A 17,842-nucleotide genomic window follows, 5' to 3' on the forward strand; every position below is an offset into this window, starting at 1 on the left:
GACACATTACCGCATGTTTATTTACTTCTTTAAGTTGTCGTTTAATTTTCGTTGTAACCATACGGTCTACTTTGTAAGACTTCTTTCCACCAACATTCTTTGTCAATTATTATTTGGTCATTTGTGGATGATTTGTAAATGTCTAAAATTGAATATCTAAAATTCTTTTTTATGTGGTCGAATGGCAAGCTTTTTAGTCCAACATTCCCTCCGTGACCTGTCTTTATGTAAGATTTCCAACGTCCAAAAATCATACATTCTCCATACGCCGAACCAATATACTTTTTCCCGTTAGAAATGTCAGTTATAAGGTAAATTCCTTTTTGGTTTTCTAATGCGATTTTCCAAGTATCTTTTTCTAATACTCGTTTCATAGTCTCCCAAGATATGCTCACTTTGTCATAACCAGGAAACAAATCTTTATCTAAAGAACTTGGTAATATTTCTTTTAAAATAAAATCACCTAATCTTTTCCCTGTTAAAGTAACATAAGCATTTTCTTTGTGAAATTGCACTATCATTCTACCAAAATACTTTTCAAACTCGGGCAATTTCTCGTGTTCGTAAAATGTATTTACATTTGAATGCGTTTTGCCATCCCAAAAAATGTTGTAACTCTTTATTATTTTAGAAATATCAATAAGTAACCAATCGTCGTTCTTAATCTGAGCCAACCCAATGACAATTTGATTTTCTTTAAACCATTTTTTTTTTGTGCTATTGTGAAAGTGTCCAATCAACATTTGATTTGGATTATTATGATAGTGTTCCAAAGCATTCCAAGAAGCATTAGAAAGATTTAGTCTAATTTTCACATTATCTAAATTCTCAAGTTTCAAAATGTCATTTAGTAGAATTTTATCTCTCATTTTTTGGTGTTTTGGATACTTTTGGGGTTCTGTTTTTTAGACATTAACTTATTTATTGGCGTCATTTAACGGCTTCAATCACCCAAATATAGTTGGTATTATATTATAAAAGGTACGGTTGTTTATTGAGCTAATATAAACAAACAATACAAATATCTATTGAATACTTTTTGAGCTTTAGGAAAGCAAAATCTTTGAGGCTTTGCATCTTAAAAACCTTATTCATTAAAATAACCAAACCCAATTTTGTTAATTTCCTTTACAACCTGAACCTTATCAATATAATTGTTCAACGTTACTTTTGCAGACCTTTGATATCCCAAAGACTCAATGAAACCAGTCTTAGTATGCAATTTTGTTAAAAACGTTTTTCTCAAATGCTTAATACTAAAATCATCACTGAGTCCAGCTTTATTATGTAATACACTAAAAATCACTCACATATATTCAAACTTATTCTTTTACTTTAAAACCTTATTGTGGTCCTTGCCAATTTAAACTAGCTCTACTTTTGCAAAAAATTTATAGCAAATACAAAAGGCTATCTATTTATAAAGAAGCGAAAGGCTTTTTTAGCTAAAAAGAATCACAATTATGGAAATGTTAGAGAACGTAGACCCTTTGCTCCGCGCCTTTTGGTTTGTTGCTATACCTACAAGTGTAATTTTTATTATTCAAACTATTCTATCATTTATTGGTGCTGACTCCTTTCATGGGCTTGATGCCGATTTTGATACTGATTTAGGAGAAGCAGATGCACCATTTCAACTATTCTCTTTGAGGAATTTAATTAATTTTCTCTTAGGTTTTAGCTGGACAGGAATTTCCTTTTATGCAACCGTTCCTAATAAAACTTTAATTGTCATTTTAGCTCTGTTGGTCGGAATTGTGTTTGTCTTTTTGTTTTTCATAATTATTAAACAACTACAAAAATTAGCCGAAGACAATTCTTTTAAAATCATAAATACATTAAACAAAACTGCCGAAGTTTATCTAACTATTCCCGAAAGTAAGAAAGGAAAAGGTAAAATTATGATTAGTGTAAATGGTGCATTTCACGAATTAGAAGCAATGACCGAAAAGAATACAATTGCATCTGGTGCAGTCGTAAAAGTCGTAAAAATAGAAAACGATAATATTCTAATAGTAGAAACAATTTAATTTAATAAACATGATGACACCAATGATAATCATAGTCGTTGCAGCTGTAGTTTTATTTGCAACAATCTCAGCATTAGTATCGAGATACAAACGTTGCCCATCTGACAAAATATTAGTCATTTACGGGCGTACTGGAGGTACATCAGCAAAATGTGTTCACGGTGGAGGTGCTTTTATCTGGCCAGTAATCCAAGACTATGCATTCTTAGATTTAAAGCCTTTATCAATCGAGGCAAACTTAACAAATGCTTTAAGCCGCCAGAACATTAGAGTAGATGTTCCTTGTCGTTTTACAATTGCTATTTCTACTGAATCTGATAGTATGAATACTGCTGCAGAAAGACTTTTAGGATTATCATCTGAACAAATTCAGGAATTAGCCAAAGATATTTTATTTGGTCAATTACGTTTGGTAATTGCAACAATGACTATTGAAGAAATTAACTCTGACCGTGATAAATTCCTTGACAACATTTCTAAAAACGTTGATAGTGAACTGAAGAAAATCGGTTTAAAATTAATCAACGTAAACGTTACCGACATTAAAGATGAATCGGGTTATATTGAAGCATTAGGAAAAGAAGCTGCCGCAAAAGCAATTAACGAAGCCAAAATTAGTGTCGCTGAACAAGAAAAAATAGGAGAAACAGGGAAAGCACTAGCCGATAGAGAAAAAGACACTCAAATAGCCGAAACTCACAGAGATAGAGATGTAAAGATTGCTATTACCCAAAAAGACAGAGAAATTAGTATTGCAACTGCTGCAAAAGATGAAACCATCGGAAAAGCAGAAGCAGACAGAGATACCAGAGTTAAAACATCAGAGGCTAATGCGATTGCCATAGAGGGAGAAAACCAAGCAAGAATTGCTATTGCAAATTCAGAAGCACTTCGTAGAGAAAAAGAAGCGGAATCACTACGTATTGCAATTACTGCCGAAAAAGTACAACAAGCAAAAGCTCTGGAAGAATCTTATGTAGCAGAACAAATAGCCGAATTAGCACGTTCAGAAAGAGAACGCTCTACACAAATTGCAAACATTGTAATTCCTGCTGAAATTGCTAAACAAAGAGCCATTATAGAAGCACAAGCTGCTGCAGAAACGATAAGAGAAAATGCAAAAGGAGAAGCAGATGCAATTTTTGCTAAAATGGAAGCTGAAGCAAAAGGACTTTTTGAGATTTTAACGAAACAAGCAGAAGGTTACAAAGAAGTTGTAGCTGCTGCTGGTGGAGATCCAAGTAAAGCATTCCAATTGTTGTTATTAGAAAAACTACCAGAACTAGTAAGAATACAAGTTGAGGCTGTTAAAAACATTAAAATTGATAAAATTACTGTTTGGGATTCTGGCAGTGGACAAAATGAAAATGGTAATTCATCTACCGCGAACTTTGTTTCAGGGATGATGAAAACTGTTCCTCCTTTAAACGACTTGTTTAATATGGCAGGATTAAATTTACCAACATATTTAAAAGGAATAGACAGTCCTGAAGAACATTTAGACAAAAAGAACGAAGACTAAAATCGTGTATATTTAAAATAATAGGGTTCCGCTTTTTAAGTAAAACTGAACCCTATTTAATTTTATCATTGTTCTTAAACAACAAGTCTATCTATATTTTTAATAATTGTCGATTTATCTGCTGTAGTGTTCGCTAGTTTTAATGCAGTTCTAAAATGCTGTAAAGCTTTCTCATTATCGATATCTGTATATAGATTACCTAATAATGAATAGTAAAAATGATTATCTAAGAGATTTAATTTTTCTGCTTCTTGTATAGCTACTGCTTTTCCATAAGTTTTTGCCAAAGCATAAGTTCTGTTTAAAGCTGCAATTGGCGAATATTCCAGAATCAATAAACTATTATATAATTGTAAAATGTTCTCCCATTTTTCGGCTGTATCTACTTTATGAGTATGCCAATACCCTATTCCTGCTTCGAGATGGTATTTTGAGATTTTATTTCCTGTTGAAGATTTACTTAAATATTCTTTTCCTTTATTTATTAATTCTATATTCCAAAGCGTTTCATCCTGATCTTCATATAAAATCGTTTCTCCATTTTCATTCATTCTAGCTTCAAATCTTGAAGAATGAAAACACATTAACGCAAATAAAGCATTAACCGATGGTTTATTAGTTCCTTCGTTCTCAATAAGCAAATAACACAATCGCATTGCCTCTACACAAAGGTCTTTACGCAAAATTGTATTCTGGGAAGTCGAATAATATCCTTCAGAAAACAATAAATATATAGTTGTTAAAACAGTATCTAATCTTTTATCAATCTCATTTAAAGAGGGTGGTTCAATTTTTATTTGCTCTGTTTTTAGCTTGTCTTTCGCTCGATTTATACGTTTGTATATAACTTCTTTATTAGTCAAAAACGCATCGGCAATCTCTTGGATTCCAAAACCACAAAGCAAGTTTAGCGCAAGCGCAACCTGCGATTCAGACGAAATACAAGGATCACAAACCGTAAAAATCATAGCAAGCTGACTATCTATAATATTTTTGCTAGATAAATCTATCTCGATTTCTTCGGCTTTAGGAGCATTATGTTTTATTTCTACCGAAAGTTTTTGCTCAAAAAGAGCATCACGTTTTAAATAATTTTTCGTCTTATTTTTGGCAACCGTATAAAGCCAAGCAGTCGGATTTTCGGGAATCCCTTTTAAACTCCACAATTCGGTAGCCGAAAGAAATGTATCACTCACAATATCTTCCGCAATTTCGATATGATTAATCCCAAATAAATAACAGAGTACCGAAACTATTTTTCGATACTCTGTTCTAAATAAATGTGGCAAAAGCTGATTGTCTTCCATAAAATCAAATCCTGAAGCTTTTATAAAACACAAAAGCATTTTTAATTTTTAATTAATGGCCTTCAAAAACAACAGCCATTCGTATTTCTACATTTCCGCCCCATAAAAGGATTGGGCAACCTTTGGCAACTTCTACTGCCTCGTCATAATTAGCTACTTTAATCATAATTAAACCACCTATTGCTTCTTTAATTTCTACAAAAGGTCCATTAGTTACATTATTATTTTGCTTCACAACTCTACCTTCACCATCCCAGCGTTGTAGTGGTCTAGCCAATTTATCCTGAGCAGCGATTCCGCCTAACCAATCTTGCCATAATTTAATAGATGATTGCATTTCTTCTGGCGAAGGCTGAATTTCTTTGGTTATGCTATCTCTTCTAAATATCAATACAAATTCTTCCATTTCTTATTATTTTACTATTATTGAATCGTTTAATTAACCTCCAAATTGTCCAACCTGATAGGTACCTACTCCATATGGAAATGCAAGATTAATACGATTCCAAGTATTGATTGTTGTAATTGCCATCGTTAAATCGATTAAATCTTCATCTGAAAATTGACTTTTCACTTCGTTGTAAACTGAATCTGGCACTTCACATTTTGTTAATGCTTCAGCCCAGGCCAGTGCTGCTCTTTCTCTCTCAGTATAATACGGAGTCTCACGCCAAGCACTCAAACCATATATACGTTGCTCTGTTTCTCCTTTGGCACGCAAATCTTTAGAATGCATATCCAGACAATAAGCACAACCATTAATTTGTGATACTCTAAAGTAAACTAATTCTAATAGCATTTCTTCTACTGCCGATTTTTTTAAATATGCTCCAATTCCAAAAAGTGGTTTTAATGCGCTTTGTCCTTTTTCCTGAATGTTAATTCTTGATTCCATTTTGTTTAAATTTTTAATTGTTATACCCTAATAACAATCGAACTTTCAGAATTGGACATATTAAATAAAATATTTTTCATTTATTTTTAAAATAAAAACCAATCAACTGAAATACAATTATTTATATCTTAAAATTATTTTAATATTTCTGTTAAAAAAACTAAGTTAAGAAAATAAATACTCTGTTTTCTAATTATTGCAAACAAAGCTTCTTGTTCTAAATCTTGATAAAACAAGAGTTAAAACGTAGTTAATGCTTAATAAATGGTACGTTTTTTGAATTTAAGGAGCAATATAACAAAACATAGCCTCTTGTTATATTTCCATTATTTAATCTTTTAATTATTATACATGAAAAAAATTATTCTATTATTTAGTTTAATGCTTATTATTACTTCTTGCTCATCTAACGATGAAGATACTTATGGCATTTTTAATCCCCCTAACTGGATTCAAGGAACTTGGAAAGAGGAAACTTCTGGAGCAATATTAACTTTTACTGCACGTGATATAAAATATACCACAACAGGTGATTCTTTTTCTTTTAGCAAACAAACAAGTTCTCTAATACATTACCACAAGAAATATCTTCTAGCCCAAATTTATATGTATCTGATTTTTCTCAAGGTAAAGAAGGTTCTATAATCCGATTTAACTTTGTAAAAACATCCGATACAAAAATGGAATCAAAAGGACATCTGCCTGGAAATTACATAAAACAATAAGTATCTAGAAATTCTTGCTCAAATAAAAGTGAGTTCAAAACCGTAAATTATTTTTAAATTAAATGATTTACGGTTTTTTATGTCCACTAGTACAAATTCACAAACAACTCCTTGTGATTTTTATTACAAAAACGCAATTTCCTTACAGTAAGTTGTGTTTTTTAAGTAAAAAGATAAAAATAATACTTTAACACTGTAACAATTAGTTTCTATAGTAGTCTTATGAAATATAGTTACACAAAACACAAACTACTCAATATAAATCGACTGAGTATTGATATAAAAAATTATTTGTTTTTTTATGATATAACATTTTTAAATATTTCTGAATTAGTACGTAGAAATTAAATACAAATTAAAAATGTTCCAGAAAAGACAGATATAAAGCCGTAATCGCTCTTATGTGATTGCGGCTTATTTTTTTTAGAAGCAGAAGGTTTCATTTTTAAAACACCTTTCCTCCCGCTGTACACTATATCTTTTTATCCGCAAAAAGACGGATAAAAAGGATGCCGTTTCCATCGGGGCTAGATTAGAGGTTTTAGATTTTACAAGAACCTTTTTTGATATTGATGGTGCATACAAATTGCAAATCTGGACTTTCTAATTTAACTTTACTTAAAAATAGCTGTATGAAAATTCATTTCTGGCTTTATAGTTCTAATCTCGAAGTGTCATTTAATTTTTATCAAAAAGTTTTTGATCTCAAAACCGAAGTCTTTACAAACAAAGCAAAAACCTTTTTTGCACCGATTAACAATCATGTCGAATTAAAAATAAGCACCTTACAAAAACCTATTAATGAAGGAAATATAGAAATATATGAAGCATCGGTAGACCAATTATACGATACACTTATAAAAAACCAACTCCCTCAAAGCAATGAATCTGATATCGAAAAATTACCTGCAGGTACATTTTCAGGTCCATGGGATTTTCCTGGTGGAAAAGTGCTTTTCCTAAAAGATCCTGATAATCATTTTATTGTTTTTATGGAATGGTAAATAAACAATATGATTTATTTAATCCGCTGTACGAAGTCTCCTGACTTCGTACTCACTCTAATTTATTTTTCTTTTACTTTCTAGCAAATCTATATTTACCTATCGTAGTCGCTATGAAGTCGGGAGACATCGCAGAGCAAGGGACACTCGCGCTAGCCAAAGCTATATTGGATAAAAAAACTTTGCGCCTTCGCGACTTTGCGAGTTATAAAAACCTCAGAATCTTAACAACTAAAAAAGCTACTTCAACAAATACCCAAATCGAATAGAACCAAAGAAATACCCCGTATTAGTATTATAAGGGTCTCCCTTTAATTCTTTGCCACGGTAAATAAAAGAATAAGACATATTAAAATTATTGTGGCGGTATTTTAAACCAAACTCAGCATTAAAACGAAGCGGTTCTAAATCAAAAGTTATTGGGCTATTATTGTTAAACATACTACCCTGAATCGTAGCATCATAAAATTGATAATTAACGCTTGGCATTGCGTAAAAGTAAAACTCTCTAATATTAAATTGCGGTTCGAAACTTACTGAAGCATCATGCAAATTAGAGTCATAAATTGGGAGTAATCTCTTAAAACCTATTCGAGTTAATAATCCCGTAGAAACTCCCGTAAAAATAGTCCCAAGATTTGCTTCAGACTGAAAATGAAGATCAATAAAATCATTGTGTTTCGTTGGGAATAATTTCTTTGAATACATAACATGCGCCTGCACGGCAAAAGCATTACTAAGCTGATTTTCCCAACCATATACATTTTTATACCCTACTAAGTGGTGGAAACTTTCCTGGGTTTCTTTCCCTAAAGCATTTGGTCCCATAAAACCAATCTGAAAATCTGTCTTTAAAACCGATTCGCTTTGATAAAAAAAACTTCGGCCTGCTTCGACAAAAAGATATCCTGTAAAAGGACGGTCATTTTTATCAACAGCCGATTGATTAATAAATCTTGGATTATAGATATATTGTCCAAGACGAAATTCTGTAATTTTCTTGTTTATTTTTTCATTCTCATTCTTTGATAAAAAACGATAAAAAAGCTCTAAACCATTTGTATAATACATGTCATTTTTAGACGATGTATATAAATCATTATCAGTAATCAATCCAATCTCACTGGTTCTGCTTTGGGCAAAAACAAAAGTGGTTGCTAAAATAAACAGAATACTAAGTCCCTTTTTTGGTACCATCATAATTAATTTTACCAACGCTACGCATTACTTTAACAATCTTATTTTTTCTTTTATTAATATAACTAGATGACCCAGTTGCTTTAAATTTTCGTGGATTTGGCAAGATAGCTGCAATTCCCGCAGCTTGTATAGGTGTAAGACTCTTTGCGCTCTTACGGTACCAATGTTGCGCTGCAGCCTCGGCTCCATAAACACCATCGCCCATTTCGATACTATTAAGATATACCTCCATAATACGTTCTTTTCCCCAAACCAACTCGATTAAAACTGTAAAATAAGCTTCTAGTCCTTTACGGAAATAGCTTTTCCCTTGCCATAAAAAGACATTTTTGGCTGTTTGTTGCGATATCGTACTTCCTCCTCTTATTCTTCTGCCGCGTTCGTTACTTTTATATGCTTTTTGCAATGCCTTAAAGTCAAAACCATTGTGTGTTAAGAAAGTTCCATCTTCACTTGCAATAACTGCTTTTTGCAAGTTCATCGATAAGTTTTCTATTGGTTCCCAATCGTGACTAAAATAGTTCTCTTTACCAGCCAACTTATTTTCAATACCACGAATTACCATTAAAGGTGTAAAAGGTACAGGAACATATTTAAAGAAAACTACAAAAAATATTGAAAGCCCAAAGAACCATAAAAGTAGCTTAAAAAAGAAACGAGCGATTTTGCTCCCAAACGAGCGATTTTTCTTTTTCGCTGCTGGTTTTGCTTTACTTGGTGTTGTTTTTTTTGGTGCCGGTTTTTTTGGTGCCGGTTTTTTGGTTACTGCCATTATATTAAATCTGCTAATTCTGTTCCTATTAAACTTCCTATTGCTACTCCCATTCCTCCTAATCGAACGCCGCAATATACATTTTCGGATAATTGGGTTACAATAGGATTTTTACTATTTCCTACTCCCATTATCCCGCTCCATCTATGAGCGATATCTATTTTTTGATTTGGTAAAATTACATTTTTCAACAAATCTTCCAATTTATTTTGTATTATTTCTGTGTTCCCAAATTCAGTGGTAGTTTCTGTCTCAAAATCCAGGTTTCGTCCTCCTCCCAATAAAATCCTATTACCCACATTTCTAAAATAATAATACCCTCTATCTAAGTGAAATGTGCCTTTAATTTCTAAATCAGGAATTGGTTCGGTAATTAAAACCTGTGCTCTGGCAGGTTTAACTTCACCTTTTGTAAGTGTATTAGCAAATCCGTTGGTAGCAAAAAGAATTTTATTTGTAGTAAAAGTAAAATCCTTCAACATTATTTCGACATTCTTCCCAGCATCTAAATAGGAAGTTACTGTTTGTTGATTCAAGATTAAAATATCAGCTTCAATTGCTTCTTTTAGCAATGCCTGCATCATATTACCTGTATCAATTTGTCCTTCAAAAGGATTAAAAACCAAATACTCATGAATACCTTTAAACTCAAAACGATCTATTTCTTTAGCAAAAACATCTGTTTTAAAAAGTGGCCTGAGAATTTCATTTACAAAAGATAATTTGCTTGAACATTCGTCATATCCATTTTCATCTTCCTTTAAGAATAATTCATATCCTCCATAAGGTTTAAAATCGATTGCATAATCTCCTAAACGTTTACGTAATAGTTGTAACCCTCTCCAGCGTTTTTCGATAAGCTGGATTACATCTTCTTCGGTATGTGTTTTTAAATCTTCAATTATTTCCGAAAGACTTCCGAAGCAAGCAAAACCAGCATTCTTGGTACTGGCTCCTTGTGGTAACATTCCTTTCTCGAGAATCAAAATTTTGGCTTTCGGAAATTTTTCGCGTAAGCGCAATCCTGCATGCAAACCTACAATTCCACTACCTACAATGGTGAAATCTACATTTGTAAACCAATTTTTAAGTTCCCAATAGCTTAATTCCATTTCGATTTTTTTTATAAAAATAATGTTTTTTTAAACCATATAAGAAATTTAAGTCCATATAAACTTGACCTTAAACAGATAAAACTTAAATGAACTTATATTACTTACATGGTTAAACCTTTTAAATAAAACTAGCTCATCCCTCTTAATCATGGGGTAACTTTTATCATTTATTTAAGACAATACCAATTGTGTTATCACTGGGTTGCTGGAATTAATTTTGTACTTTTAAAACCTTAAAAATTTTAGATTAAATTTATGAAAAAAGTACTATTTACAACCTTAGTAATGATGAGTTTAAGCACCATGGCACAGAATGTAATGTCACCAGAATTATTGTGGAAATTAGGAAGAGTTACAGCACTTGGACTTTCAAAAGATGGAAAAAACGTTGTTTACAAGGTTACAACACCATCTATTGCCGAAAATAATTCGACATCAAAATATTATACTTTACCTGTAAATGGTGGAAATGCAACCGAAATTTCGGAGACAAAAACCATTTTGGCAGATAAAAACATTTCGCCAGACGGAAAATTTTTAGTGTATAATGAAGAAGTAAAAATCGATAAAGTTTTAGGGAAAGATTTTTACCCTAATCTGGATAAATCTGATGCTCAAATATACAATGGTCTGGATTACCGTCATTGGGATACTTGGAATGAAGGTAAATTTAATCATGTTTTTTACAAAGAAAACAAAGATGGAGCCGTTGGAATTGATATTTTAAAAGGAGAAACTTTTGATAGTCCTCAAAAACCTTTTGGTGGAGACGAAGATTATATCTGGTCACCTGATGGTAAAAGTATCTTGTATGTAAGCAAGAAAAAAGCTGGAACTCAATATGCTATTTCTACCAATACTGATATTTACGAGTACAATCTTGAAACTGGTAAAACAACAAACAGAACCGAAGGAAATTTAGGTTATGATATGGCACCACAATTTTCGCCAACCGGAAACCTAACTTGGTTACAAATGAAACGTGATGGTTATGAGGCTGATAAAAACGACATTATTGTTGATTTTAAAGGTATAAAAATGAACCTAACCGCTAATTGGGACGGAACTGTTGATAGCTTTACATGGAGCAAAGACGGTAAAAAGGTATTTTTTACAGCTCCAATAGATGGTACAAAACAATTATTTGAAGTAAACTTTCCTGGATTAACTAAAATTGCTATAAAAGTACTTCAAATTACAAATGGTAATTATGATGTAAATGATATCGTTGGTTTTGTAGGTGATAATATCATTGTAACAAGATCGGATATGAATCATGCAAACGAGATTTTTTCTTTCAATTTAAAGAAAAACACTTGGGAACAATTATCAAATGTAAATACAGCCACTTACAGTACTTTAACTTTAAGCAAAACCGAAAGACGTTATGTTACTACAACAGATGGCAAAAAAATGTTGGTTTGGGTAATCTTACCTCCAAATTTTGATGCATCAAAAAAATATCCAACTCTTTTATATTGCCAAGGCGGTCCTCAATCTGCTTTAACACAATCATATTCTTTCCGTTGGAATTTTTCATTAATGGCTGCCAAAGGTTATGTTGTTGTTGCTCCTAATCGTCGCGGAATGCCAGGTCATGGTGTAGAATGGAACGAACAAATTAGTAAAGATTGGGGCGGACAGGTTATGGACGATTACTTATCGGCTATTGATGATGTTGCCAAAGAAAACTATGTAGACAAAGCTCGTTTAGGTTGCGTAGGTGCAAGTTATGGTGGTTATTCTGTTTTCTATCTAGCAGGAATCCACAACAACCGTTTCAAAACTTTTATCGCTCATGATGGTGTTTTCAACACGCAAAGTATGTTTGGAACTACTGAAGAAGTTTTCTTTAACAACTGGGATTTTGGTGGTGCATACTGGGAAAAAGACAATGCAATTGCTCAAAAAACATACACTACTTTTAACCCAATTAACCATGTTGATAAATGGAATAAACCAATCTTGATTATTCAGGGTGGAAAAGATTTCCGCGTACCAATTGGACAATCTCAAGAAGCATTTCAAGCTGCTCAATTGCGCGGTATAAAAAGTAGATTATTGTATTTCCCTGAAGAAAATCACTGGGTTTTAAAACCTCAAAATGCTCAAGTTTGGCAAAGTGAATTCTTTAAATGGTTAAACGAGACCCTATAATTAAAATTTAAAAACACATCCCATACTAATTATTTCAACCATACAATATGGAAAGTAAGAAGAGTTACATTCCGCTTAAAGTTTTTATAAGTTACATCGCATTAGCTTCGCTTGTAATTAGTGTGGGGTGGGTCTTATATTCAGAAAATGTTATTTATTCAAAAATAGAAAGCAAAATTGCTTTCGAAAAGACTAAAATTTTAAAGGTTAGTCAGCTTTTTTCGAATGTATATAAAACCGAAAGTCTTGCCCGAAAGACAATTCAGTCTAATTCGGAATCAGACTTTGAACATTACATTAGAGAATCGGATTCTTTACGAATTCGAATTGATTCTTTAAAAAAAATTGTCACTACGCAATCACAAATTGTTCTTCTAGATAGCGTAAATTATTTATTGGCTGAAAAAACTAAAAACATTCGTCAATTAAAAACCATCAAAAGCAAGGCTAATGATGAAGTTACTGTAAACAATGCCATTGACGAATTAACAAAACTAGAATTTTCATTACGTAAATTACAACTTGAAGATTTTACCAAAAACCCAGGACAACTGGGGAGTTATCAGCGTAATGTTCTGCAAAAATATGTTGATTATCTCAACCAAAATATCCCAGATGATAGCACAAATACGTTAAGTAAAAAAGCATCTGATTCGATTTTATCTACATCCAAAAAATTATTAAGTTCTGTAAAAAGAGAAACTGAAAAGAAAAAAGAATCTCTAAATTATCAGGAGAATAAACTACTTAAAAATGAGATCTTAATATCCGAACAACTCCGAAAAGTATTGCGAATTATTGAGCGTGAAATCATAATTAACTCAATAAAATACAATACGGATAAAGAAAAATCATTAAAAAAAATTAATCAAATTGTAACTGGAGCAGCCGTTGTTGGTTTATTGCTTACAGTCTTTTTCTCTATACTTATCGCCAGTGATTATTCTAAAACACAGCTGTATAAGAAACAATTAGAAATTGCCAATTTTAAGACCAAAAACCTCCTAAAAAGTCGTGAGCAACTTATCTCTACGGTAAGTCACGATTTAAAAACCCCTTTGAGTACAATTGTAGGTTATACTGAGCTTTTGGGCAATTCTGACTTAAACACGAAGCAATCGTATTTTATTAAAAATATCAAAAATTCATCTGAATACATTTCGCAATTAGTACAGGATTTGCTAGATTTTTCTCAAATCGAAGCTGGGAAAATTGCAATTGAGAAAAAACCTTTCTCACTTCCTGAAATTATAACTGATGTTGCTAAAAACATTCAATCTGTTTACAAGCAAAAAGATATAGAACTTATAATTAAAACTGATGAGAGATTAAACCAAAGAGTAATTGGAGATTCGTTTCGATTAAAACAAATCTTAAGCAATATCATCGGGAATGCTTATAAATTTACCGAAGAAGGATTTATAAAAATCGATGCTACAATTAATCATAATGGAGAATTTGTTTTTATTAAGATAGAAGATTCAGGTATCGGGATTGAGAAAAAAAACCAAAATCTTGTGTTTGAAGAATTTGCTCAGGCAAATGAAGGCATTGAAAAAAAATATGGTGGTACTGGTCTGGGACTTGCGATATCTAAAAAAATAGCAACTCTTTTGGGTGGTGATTTACATCTAAAAAGCGTTTTTGGAAAAGGAAGTACTTTTGAAATTCAACTTCCGTTAGTATTCGACACTAACACAGAATTAGAACTAGAAGAAACAAATAAAGAGCCTCACATCACACCTATTATCACGGCCAAAACCGCAATTGTAATAGATGATGATAGTAACTTACTAGGTTTAACTTCAGAGGTTTTAAAACAGCATAATTACACGGTTCTGGCTTTTGGTAATGCCAATGAAGCGCTAAAAACGATTGAGAACACTGCTTTTGATTTTATTTTAACCGATATTCAAATGCCCGAAATTGATGGATTTCAGTTTTTAGAAAAACTAAAAGAAACCAACAATTCTCAATATAAAAACCAACCTATAATTGCTTTAACAGGAAGAGACGATTTAGATCTGAAAGTTTACACTGATGCAGGATTTACAACTGTTGTAAAAAAACCATACTCGCCTAAAGTATTACTACAAACAATACTTTCACTCTTTGATAATTCAACCGAAATCAATCAGGAAGATGATAAAAGTAATAATACTAATTTAGAAAAAGGATTCTCTCTTGACTCTTTAAAATCATTTTTAACCAATGATAAAGAAGCACTGCGAGAGGTAATTAAAACTTTCATAAAAACAACAAAAGATAACTTAGTCGTTTTAGAAAAAAGTATTACTGAGAAAGATAGCATGGAAATAAGTGCTATTGCACATAGAATTGCTCCAATGTTTAAACAAATTCAAGCTTCGGAAATCAGTAAAATTTTAGATAATCTAGAGCAAAAGAAATACCCTGATACTGATTTAGAAACAATTTACAATACTTTAAAAACGAAGATTAGTTCGCTGCTTTTAATTTTGGAAAAAGAAATAACCTAATCTATATCGTATTGTTTTAGCTTATTGTATAATGTTTTTCGGGTAATCTTAAGCATTTTTGCAGCTTCAGATTTATTGTTTTTCGCTTTTGCTAAAGCATGAATAATCGCCTCTTTTTCATTTTCAGATAATGAGAAATCATTTGGAACTTGTTTCTGAACCTGAAAAAATTCAACTGGCAATACAGTACTTTCTATAAAATCTCCTTGTGATAAAAGCGTTGCTCTCTTTACACAATTTTGAAGTTCTCTTAAGTTTCCTGGCCACCTATATTTCTGAAAAATAGTAATTACTTCATCCGAAAAACCAATAATGTTTTTGTTCAATTGCTCATTTGCTTTTTCAAGAAAGAAATCTGCAAAAAGCATTAAATCTTCTTCTCTATCAATCAATGAAGGTGAATGTATAGAGAACTCATTAATTCGGTGGTATAAATCTTCACGGAAATCTCCCTTTTTTACAGCTTCTCGCAAATCTTCGTTGGTCGCAGTTACAATACGTATATCAACATCGATCTCTTTATTGCTACCTACAGGTTTTATCTTTCGTTCTTGTAAAGCTCTTAAAAGTTGGATTTGATTTTCATACGAAAGATTCCCTATTTCGTCCAGAAATATTGTTCCTCCATTTGCTGCTTCAAAATAACCTATTTTATCAGTTACTGCTCCTGTAAAAGAACCTTTTAAATGCCCAAAAAACTCACTTGCAGCCAATTCTTTTGGTATTGCACCACAATCTACCGCAATAAAATTATTGCCTTTCCTAGGGCTCTGTTCATGAATACTCTTGGCAATTATTTCTTTTCCGGTACCGCTTTCGCCAATAATTAAAACCGACATATTAGTTGGACTTACCAACTCGATATGTTCTGCTAATTTTTTAGAAGCTTTAGAAATTCCTTTTACAAATTCAAATTCGCTTGATTTTTTTTGAACTTTAGCTTTTTGTTCTTTTTCTGGAACTTGAGGTGAAGTTTGTAAAGCATTTGCAATTACAAGTAAAACTTCTTCTGGATTAAATGGTTTCGAAATATAATCTGAAGCTCCATTTTTTATTGCTTTTACAGCAGTATTTACATCTGAATATCCTGTCATTAAAATAACTGGAATTTCGGGATACATTTTTTTAAATTCAGACATTAACCCAATCCCATCTGAATCTGGAAGTCTTAAATCGGTAATAATAAGGTCAAAAGATTCTTCTTTAATTATATTTCGTGCTTCGGCTGCAGAAAAAGCAGTCACAACCGTGTATAACTTTTTTGTCAGGAATTTATCTAACAATTTACAAAACGAAATATCATCTTCTATTAATAAAATCTTTGGCATTAGTGTTTGGGCTTTTCATGCTAAAATAAGACTAAAATAATTGTATTCTCATAAAATTTTGCAAAAAAAAAGAGATTGCAGATGCAATCTCTTTTTAAAAAAACCTAAACTAATCTACCTAAATTATATTTTTATCCAATTGCCATTGACATCTGAATAGACAGTAGCCTTTTGGTCACCAACTGAAATTTCTAATTTATATTCTTTCTTTTCATTCACATATGCCTTATCAAGTTTCGCATCCGGATAAGCCTTTTGTAAAGCTGTTTTTACCGGTACCGGTACTACATCTACGCTAACTTCTGTGTAACCATCTTGCACTGTTACAACTTTAGCAACTGGCTCTGTAGTTGTTATAGTTGCTGCGTAAATTGACAAACTCCCAAAAACAACTGCTGCGGATAAGATTAACTTTTTCATAATGATATATGTTTTAATTTATTTGGCTTATAATTACTTCTTAATCAAATTTCCTGATGCATCAGAGAAAATAGTATACTTTTTATCACCATGAGCGATTTCTAGTTTATACACATTTTTCTCATTTTTGTATGCTTTTTCAAGTTTTGCTCCTGGAAAAGATTTTTCCAGGGTAGCTTTTACCTCTGCAGGAAGTGCATCTGCTCCAATTTCTGTGTATTCGTCTTGAATACTAATTACTTTTACTGTTGGTTCTGTACTCGCTACAGTTGCAGCATTAACTGATAAACCACCTAATACGATTGCTGCTGATAAGATTAACTTTTTCATAATAATAGATTTTAATGTTTTTAATTTATTTTAAACCACTAAGTTAGATTATTTTTTAATCCAGTTTCCAGTAGCATCTGCAAAAAGATTTCCTACTTTATCTCCTACAGTAACATCTAGTTTGTATTCTTTGTTTGCATTTACATATGCTTTATTAAGTACTGCATCTGGATATGCTTTTTTCAAAGCTGCAGTAATAGCCGCTGGCAATTCTTCGATTTTTACTTCTGTGTATTCTTCTTGAACTGATGTAGTTTTAACATCTAAAACTGAAGTTGGTAAAGTTGTTGCAAATGAAGATAAACTTCCTAATACGATTGCGGCTGATAAGATTAACTTTTTCATAATGATATATTTTTAATGTTTTTATTTTATTTTGGGTTTATAGTTTCTAGATTGAATTATTTTTTAATCCAATTTCCTGTAGCATCAGCAAAAAGATTTCCTACTTTGTCTCCTACAGTAACATCTAGTTTGTACTCTTTGTTTGCATTTACATATGCTTTATTAAGTACTGCATCTGGATATGCTTTTTTCAA

At 31.9% G+C, this 17,842-nt stretch carries 17 protein-coding genes; 6 read left to right on the forward strand and 11 right to left on the reverse strand.

Features of this window, described 5'->3' with window-relative positions; all coding sequences use genetic code 11:
- Positions 1–41: 41 nt before the first annotated feature.
- Positions 42–869, reverse strand: a complete 828-nt coding sequence (locus tag OA93_RS19250; protein WP_039115458.1) for a GIY-YIG nuclease family protein — start codon at positions 867–869, stop codon at positions 42–44.
- 594 nt (positions 870–1,463) lie between these two features.
- Between OA93_RS19250 and OA93_RS19260 the strand changes: the two genes are divergently transcribed.
- Together OA93_RS19260 and OA93_RS19265 are read left to right on the forward strand one after the other, a co-directional pair.
- A complete protein-coding gene (locus OA93_RS19260) occupies positions 1,464–2,030 on the forward strand; it encodes an NfeD family protein (RefSeq protein WP_205625789.1) in 567 nt (188 codons plus the stop codon).
- Between the two features lie 13 nt (positions 2,031–2,043).
- Positions 2,044–3,552, forward strand: a complete 1,509-nt coding sequence (locus tag OA93_RS19265) for a flotillin family protein (RefSeq protein ID WP_205625790.1) — start codon at positions 2,044–2,046, stop codon at positions 3,550–3,552.
- A gap of 74 nt (positions 3,553–3,626) precedes the next feature.
- Here the strand turns inward: OA93_RS19265 and OA93_RS19270 are convergent, their stop codons facing one another.
- The 3 genes from OA93_RS19270 to OA93_RS19280 are packed head-to-tail and all read right to left on the reverse strand — an operon-like array spanning position 3,627 to position 5,754.
- Positions 3,627–4,859: a sigma-70 family RNA polymerase sigma factor gene (locus OA93_RS19270; RefSeq protein ID WP_039115480.1), complete on the reverse strand. Its 1,233-nt coding sequence runs from the start codon at positions 4,857–4,859 to the stop codon at positions 3,627–3,629.
- 52 nt (positions 4,860–4,911) lie between these two features.
- A complete protein-coding gene (locus OA93_RS19275) occupies positions 4,912–5,265 on the reverse strand; it encodes a YciI family protein (protein ID WP_035617460.1) in 354 nt (117 codons plus the stop codon).
- A gap of 33 nt (positions 5,266–5,298) precedes the next feature.
- Entirely contained in the window at positions 5,299–5,754 is a 456-nt protein-coding gene (locus tag OA93_RS19280; RefSeq protein ID WP_039115462.1) for a carboxymuconolactone decarboxylase family protein, read from the reverse strand.
- A 351-nt stretch (positions 5,755–6,105) separates the two neighbouring features.
- On the opposite strand from OA93_RS19280, the gene OA93_RS19285 reads away from it, so the two are divergent.
- Positions 6,106–6,399 (forward strand): hypothetical protein, encoded by a 294-nt coding sequence (locus OA93_RS19285; RefSeq protein ID WP_039115463.1) that lies wholly within the window; start codon positions 6,106–6,108, stop codon positions 6,397–6,399.
- A gap of 712 nt (positions 6,400–7,111) precedes the next feature.
- Positions 7,112–7,483, forward strand: a complete 372-nt coding sequence (locus tag OA93_RS19290; RefSeq protein ID WP_131474513.1) for a hypothetical protein — start codon at positions 7,112–7,114, stop codon at positions 7,481–7,483.
- Positions 7,484–7,723: 240 nt separating this feature from the next.
- On the opposite strand, the gene OA93_RS19295 is transcribed toward OA93_RS19290, so the two are convergent.
- From OA93_RS19295 to OA93_RS19305, 3 genes are read right to left on the reverse strand one after another with little or no spacing between them, the layout of a single operon-like run.
- Positions 7,724–8,683: a lipid A deacylase LpxR family protein gene (locus OA93_RS19295; protein WP_346425752.1), complete on the reverse strand. Its 960-nt coding sequence runs from the start codon at positions 8,681–8,683 to the stop codon at positions 7,724–7,726.
- On the reverse strand, positions 8,658–9,455 hold the full coding sequence (gene mtgA / locus OA93_RS19300) for a monofunctional biosynthetic peptidoglycan transglycosylase (protein WP_039115465.1): 798 nt from the start codon (positions 9,453–9,455) through the stop codon (positions 8,658–8,660). Before mtgA ends, OA93_RS19295 begins: the two co-directional genes overlap by 26 nt.
- On the reverse strand, positions 9,455–10,567 hold the full coding sequence (locus OA93_RS19305) for an FAD-dependent oxidoreductase (RefSeq protein WP_039115466.1): 1,113 nt from the start codon (positions 10,565–10,567) through the stop codon (positions 9,455–9,457). The genes mtgA and OA93_RS19305 overlap by 1 nt, the downstream gene beginning before the upstream one ends.
- Positions 10,568–10,825: 258 nt before the next feature.
- Here OA93_RS19305 and OA93_RS19310 point away from each other — a divergent pair, with 258 nt between their 5' ends.
- Together OA93_RS19310 and OA93_RS19315 are read left to right on the forward strand one after the other, a co-directional pair.
- Positions 10,826–12,727, forward strand: coding sequence for a S9 family peptidase (locus tag OA93_RS19310; RefSeq protein WP_039115467.1), 1,902 nt, complete (start codon positions 10,826–10,828; stop codon positions 12,725–12,727).
- Positions 12,728–12,774: 47 nt separating this feature from the next.
- The gene (locus OA93_RS19315) at positions 12,775–15,225 is read left to right on the forward strand and encodes an ATP-binding protein (RefSeq protein WP_039115469.1); all 2,451 of its coding nucleotides are present in this window, start codon (positions 12,775–12,777) and stop codon (positions 15,223–15,225) included.
- On the opposite strand, the gene OA93_RS19320 is transcribed toward OA93_RS19315, so the two are convergent.
- The 4 genes from OA93_RS19320 to OA93_RS19335 all read right to left on the reverse strand — a co-directional run bounded on the left by OA93_RS19320 (position 15,222) and on the right by OA93_RS19335 (position 17,648).
- Positions 15,222–16,553: a sigma-54 dependent transcriptional regulator gene (locus tag OA93_RS19320; protein WP_039115471.1), complete on the reverse strand. Its 1,332-nt coding sequence runs from the start codon at positions 16,551–16,553 to the stop codon at positions 15,222–15,224. The genes OA93_RS19315 and OA93_RS19320 overlap by 4 nt on opposite strands.
- Positions 16,554–16,676: 123 nt before the next feature.
- Positions 16,677–16,973, reverse strand: a complete 297-nt coding sequence (locus tag OA93_RS19325) for a hypothetical protein (protein WP_039115472.1) — start codon at positions 16,971–16,973, stop codon at positions 16,677–16,679.
- A gap of 33 nt (positions 16,974–17,006) precedes the next feature.
- Positions 17,007–17,303 (reverse strand): hypothetical protein, encoded by a 297-nt coding sequence (locus tag OA93_RS19330; RefSeq protein WP_039115474.1) that lies wholly within the window; start codon positions 17,301–17,303, stop codon positions 17,007–17,009.
- 48 nt (positions 17,304–17,351) lie between these two features.
- Positions 17,352–17,648, reverse strand: a complete 297-nt coding sequence (locus OA93_RS19335; RefSeq protein ID WP_035617491.1) for a hypothetical protein — start codon at positions 17,646–17,648, stop codon at positions 17,352–17,354.
- Positions 17,649–17,842 lie beyond the last annotated feature (194 nt).

The sequence above is a fragment of the Flavobacterium sp. KMS genome (assembly GCF_000813005.1).
Taxonomy (GTDB): domain Bacteria; phylum Bacteroidota; class Bacteroidia; order Flavobacteriales; family Flavobacteriaceae; genus Flavobacterium.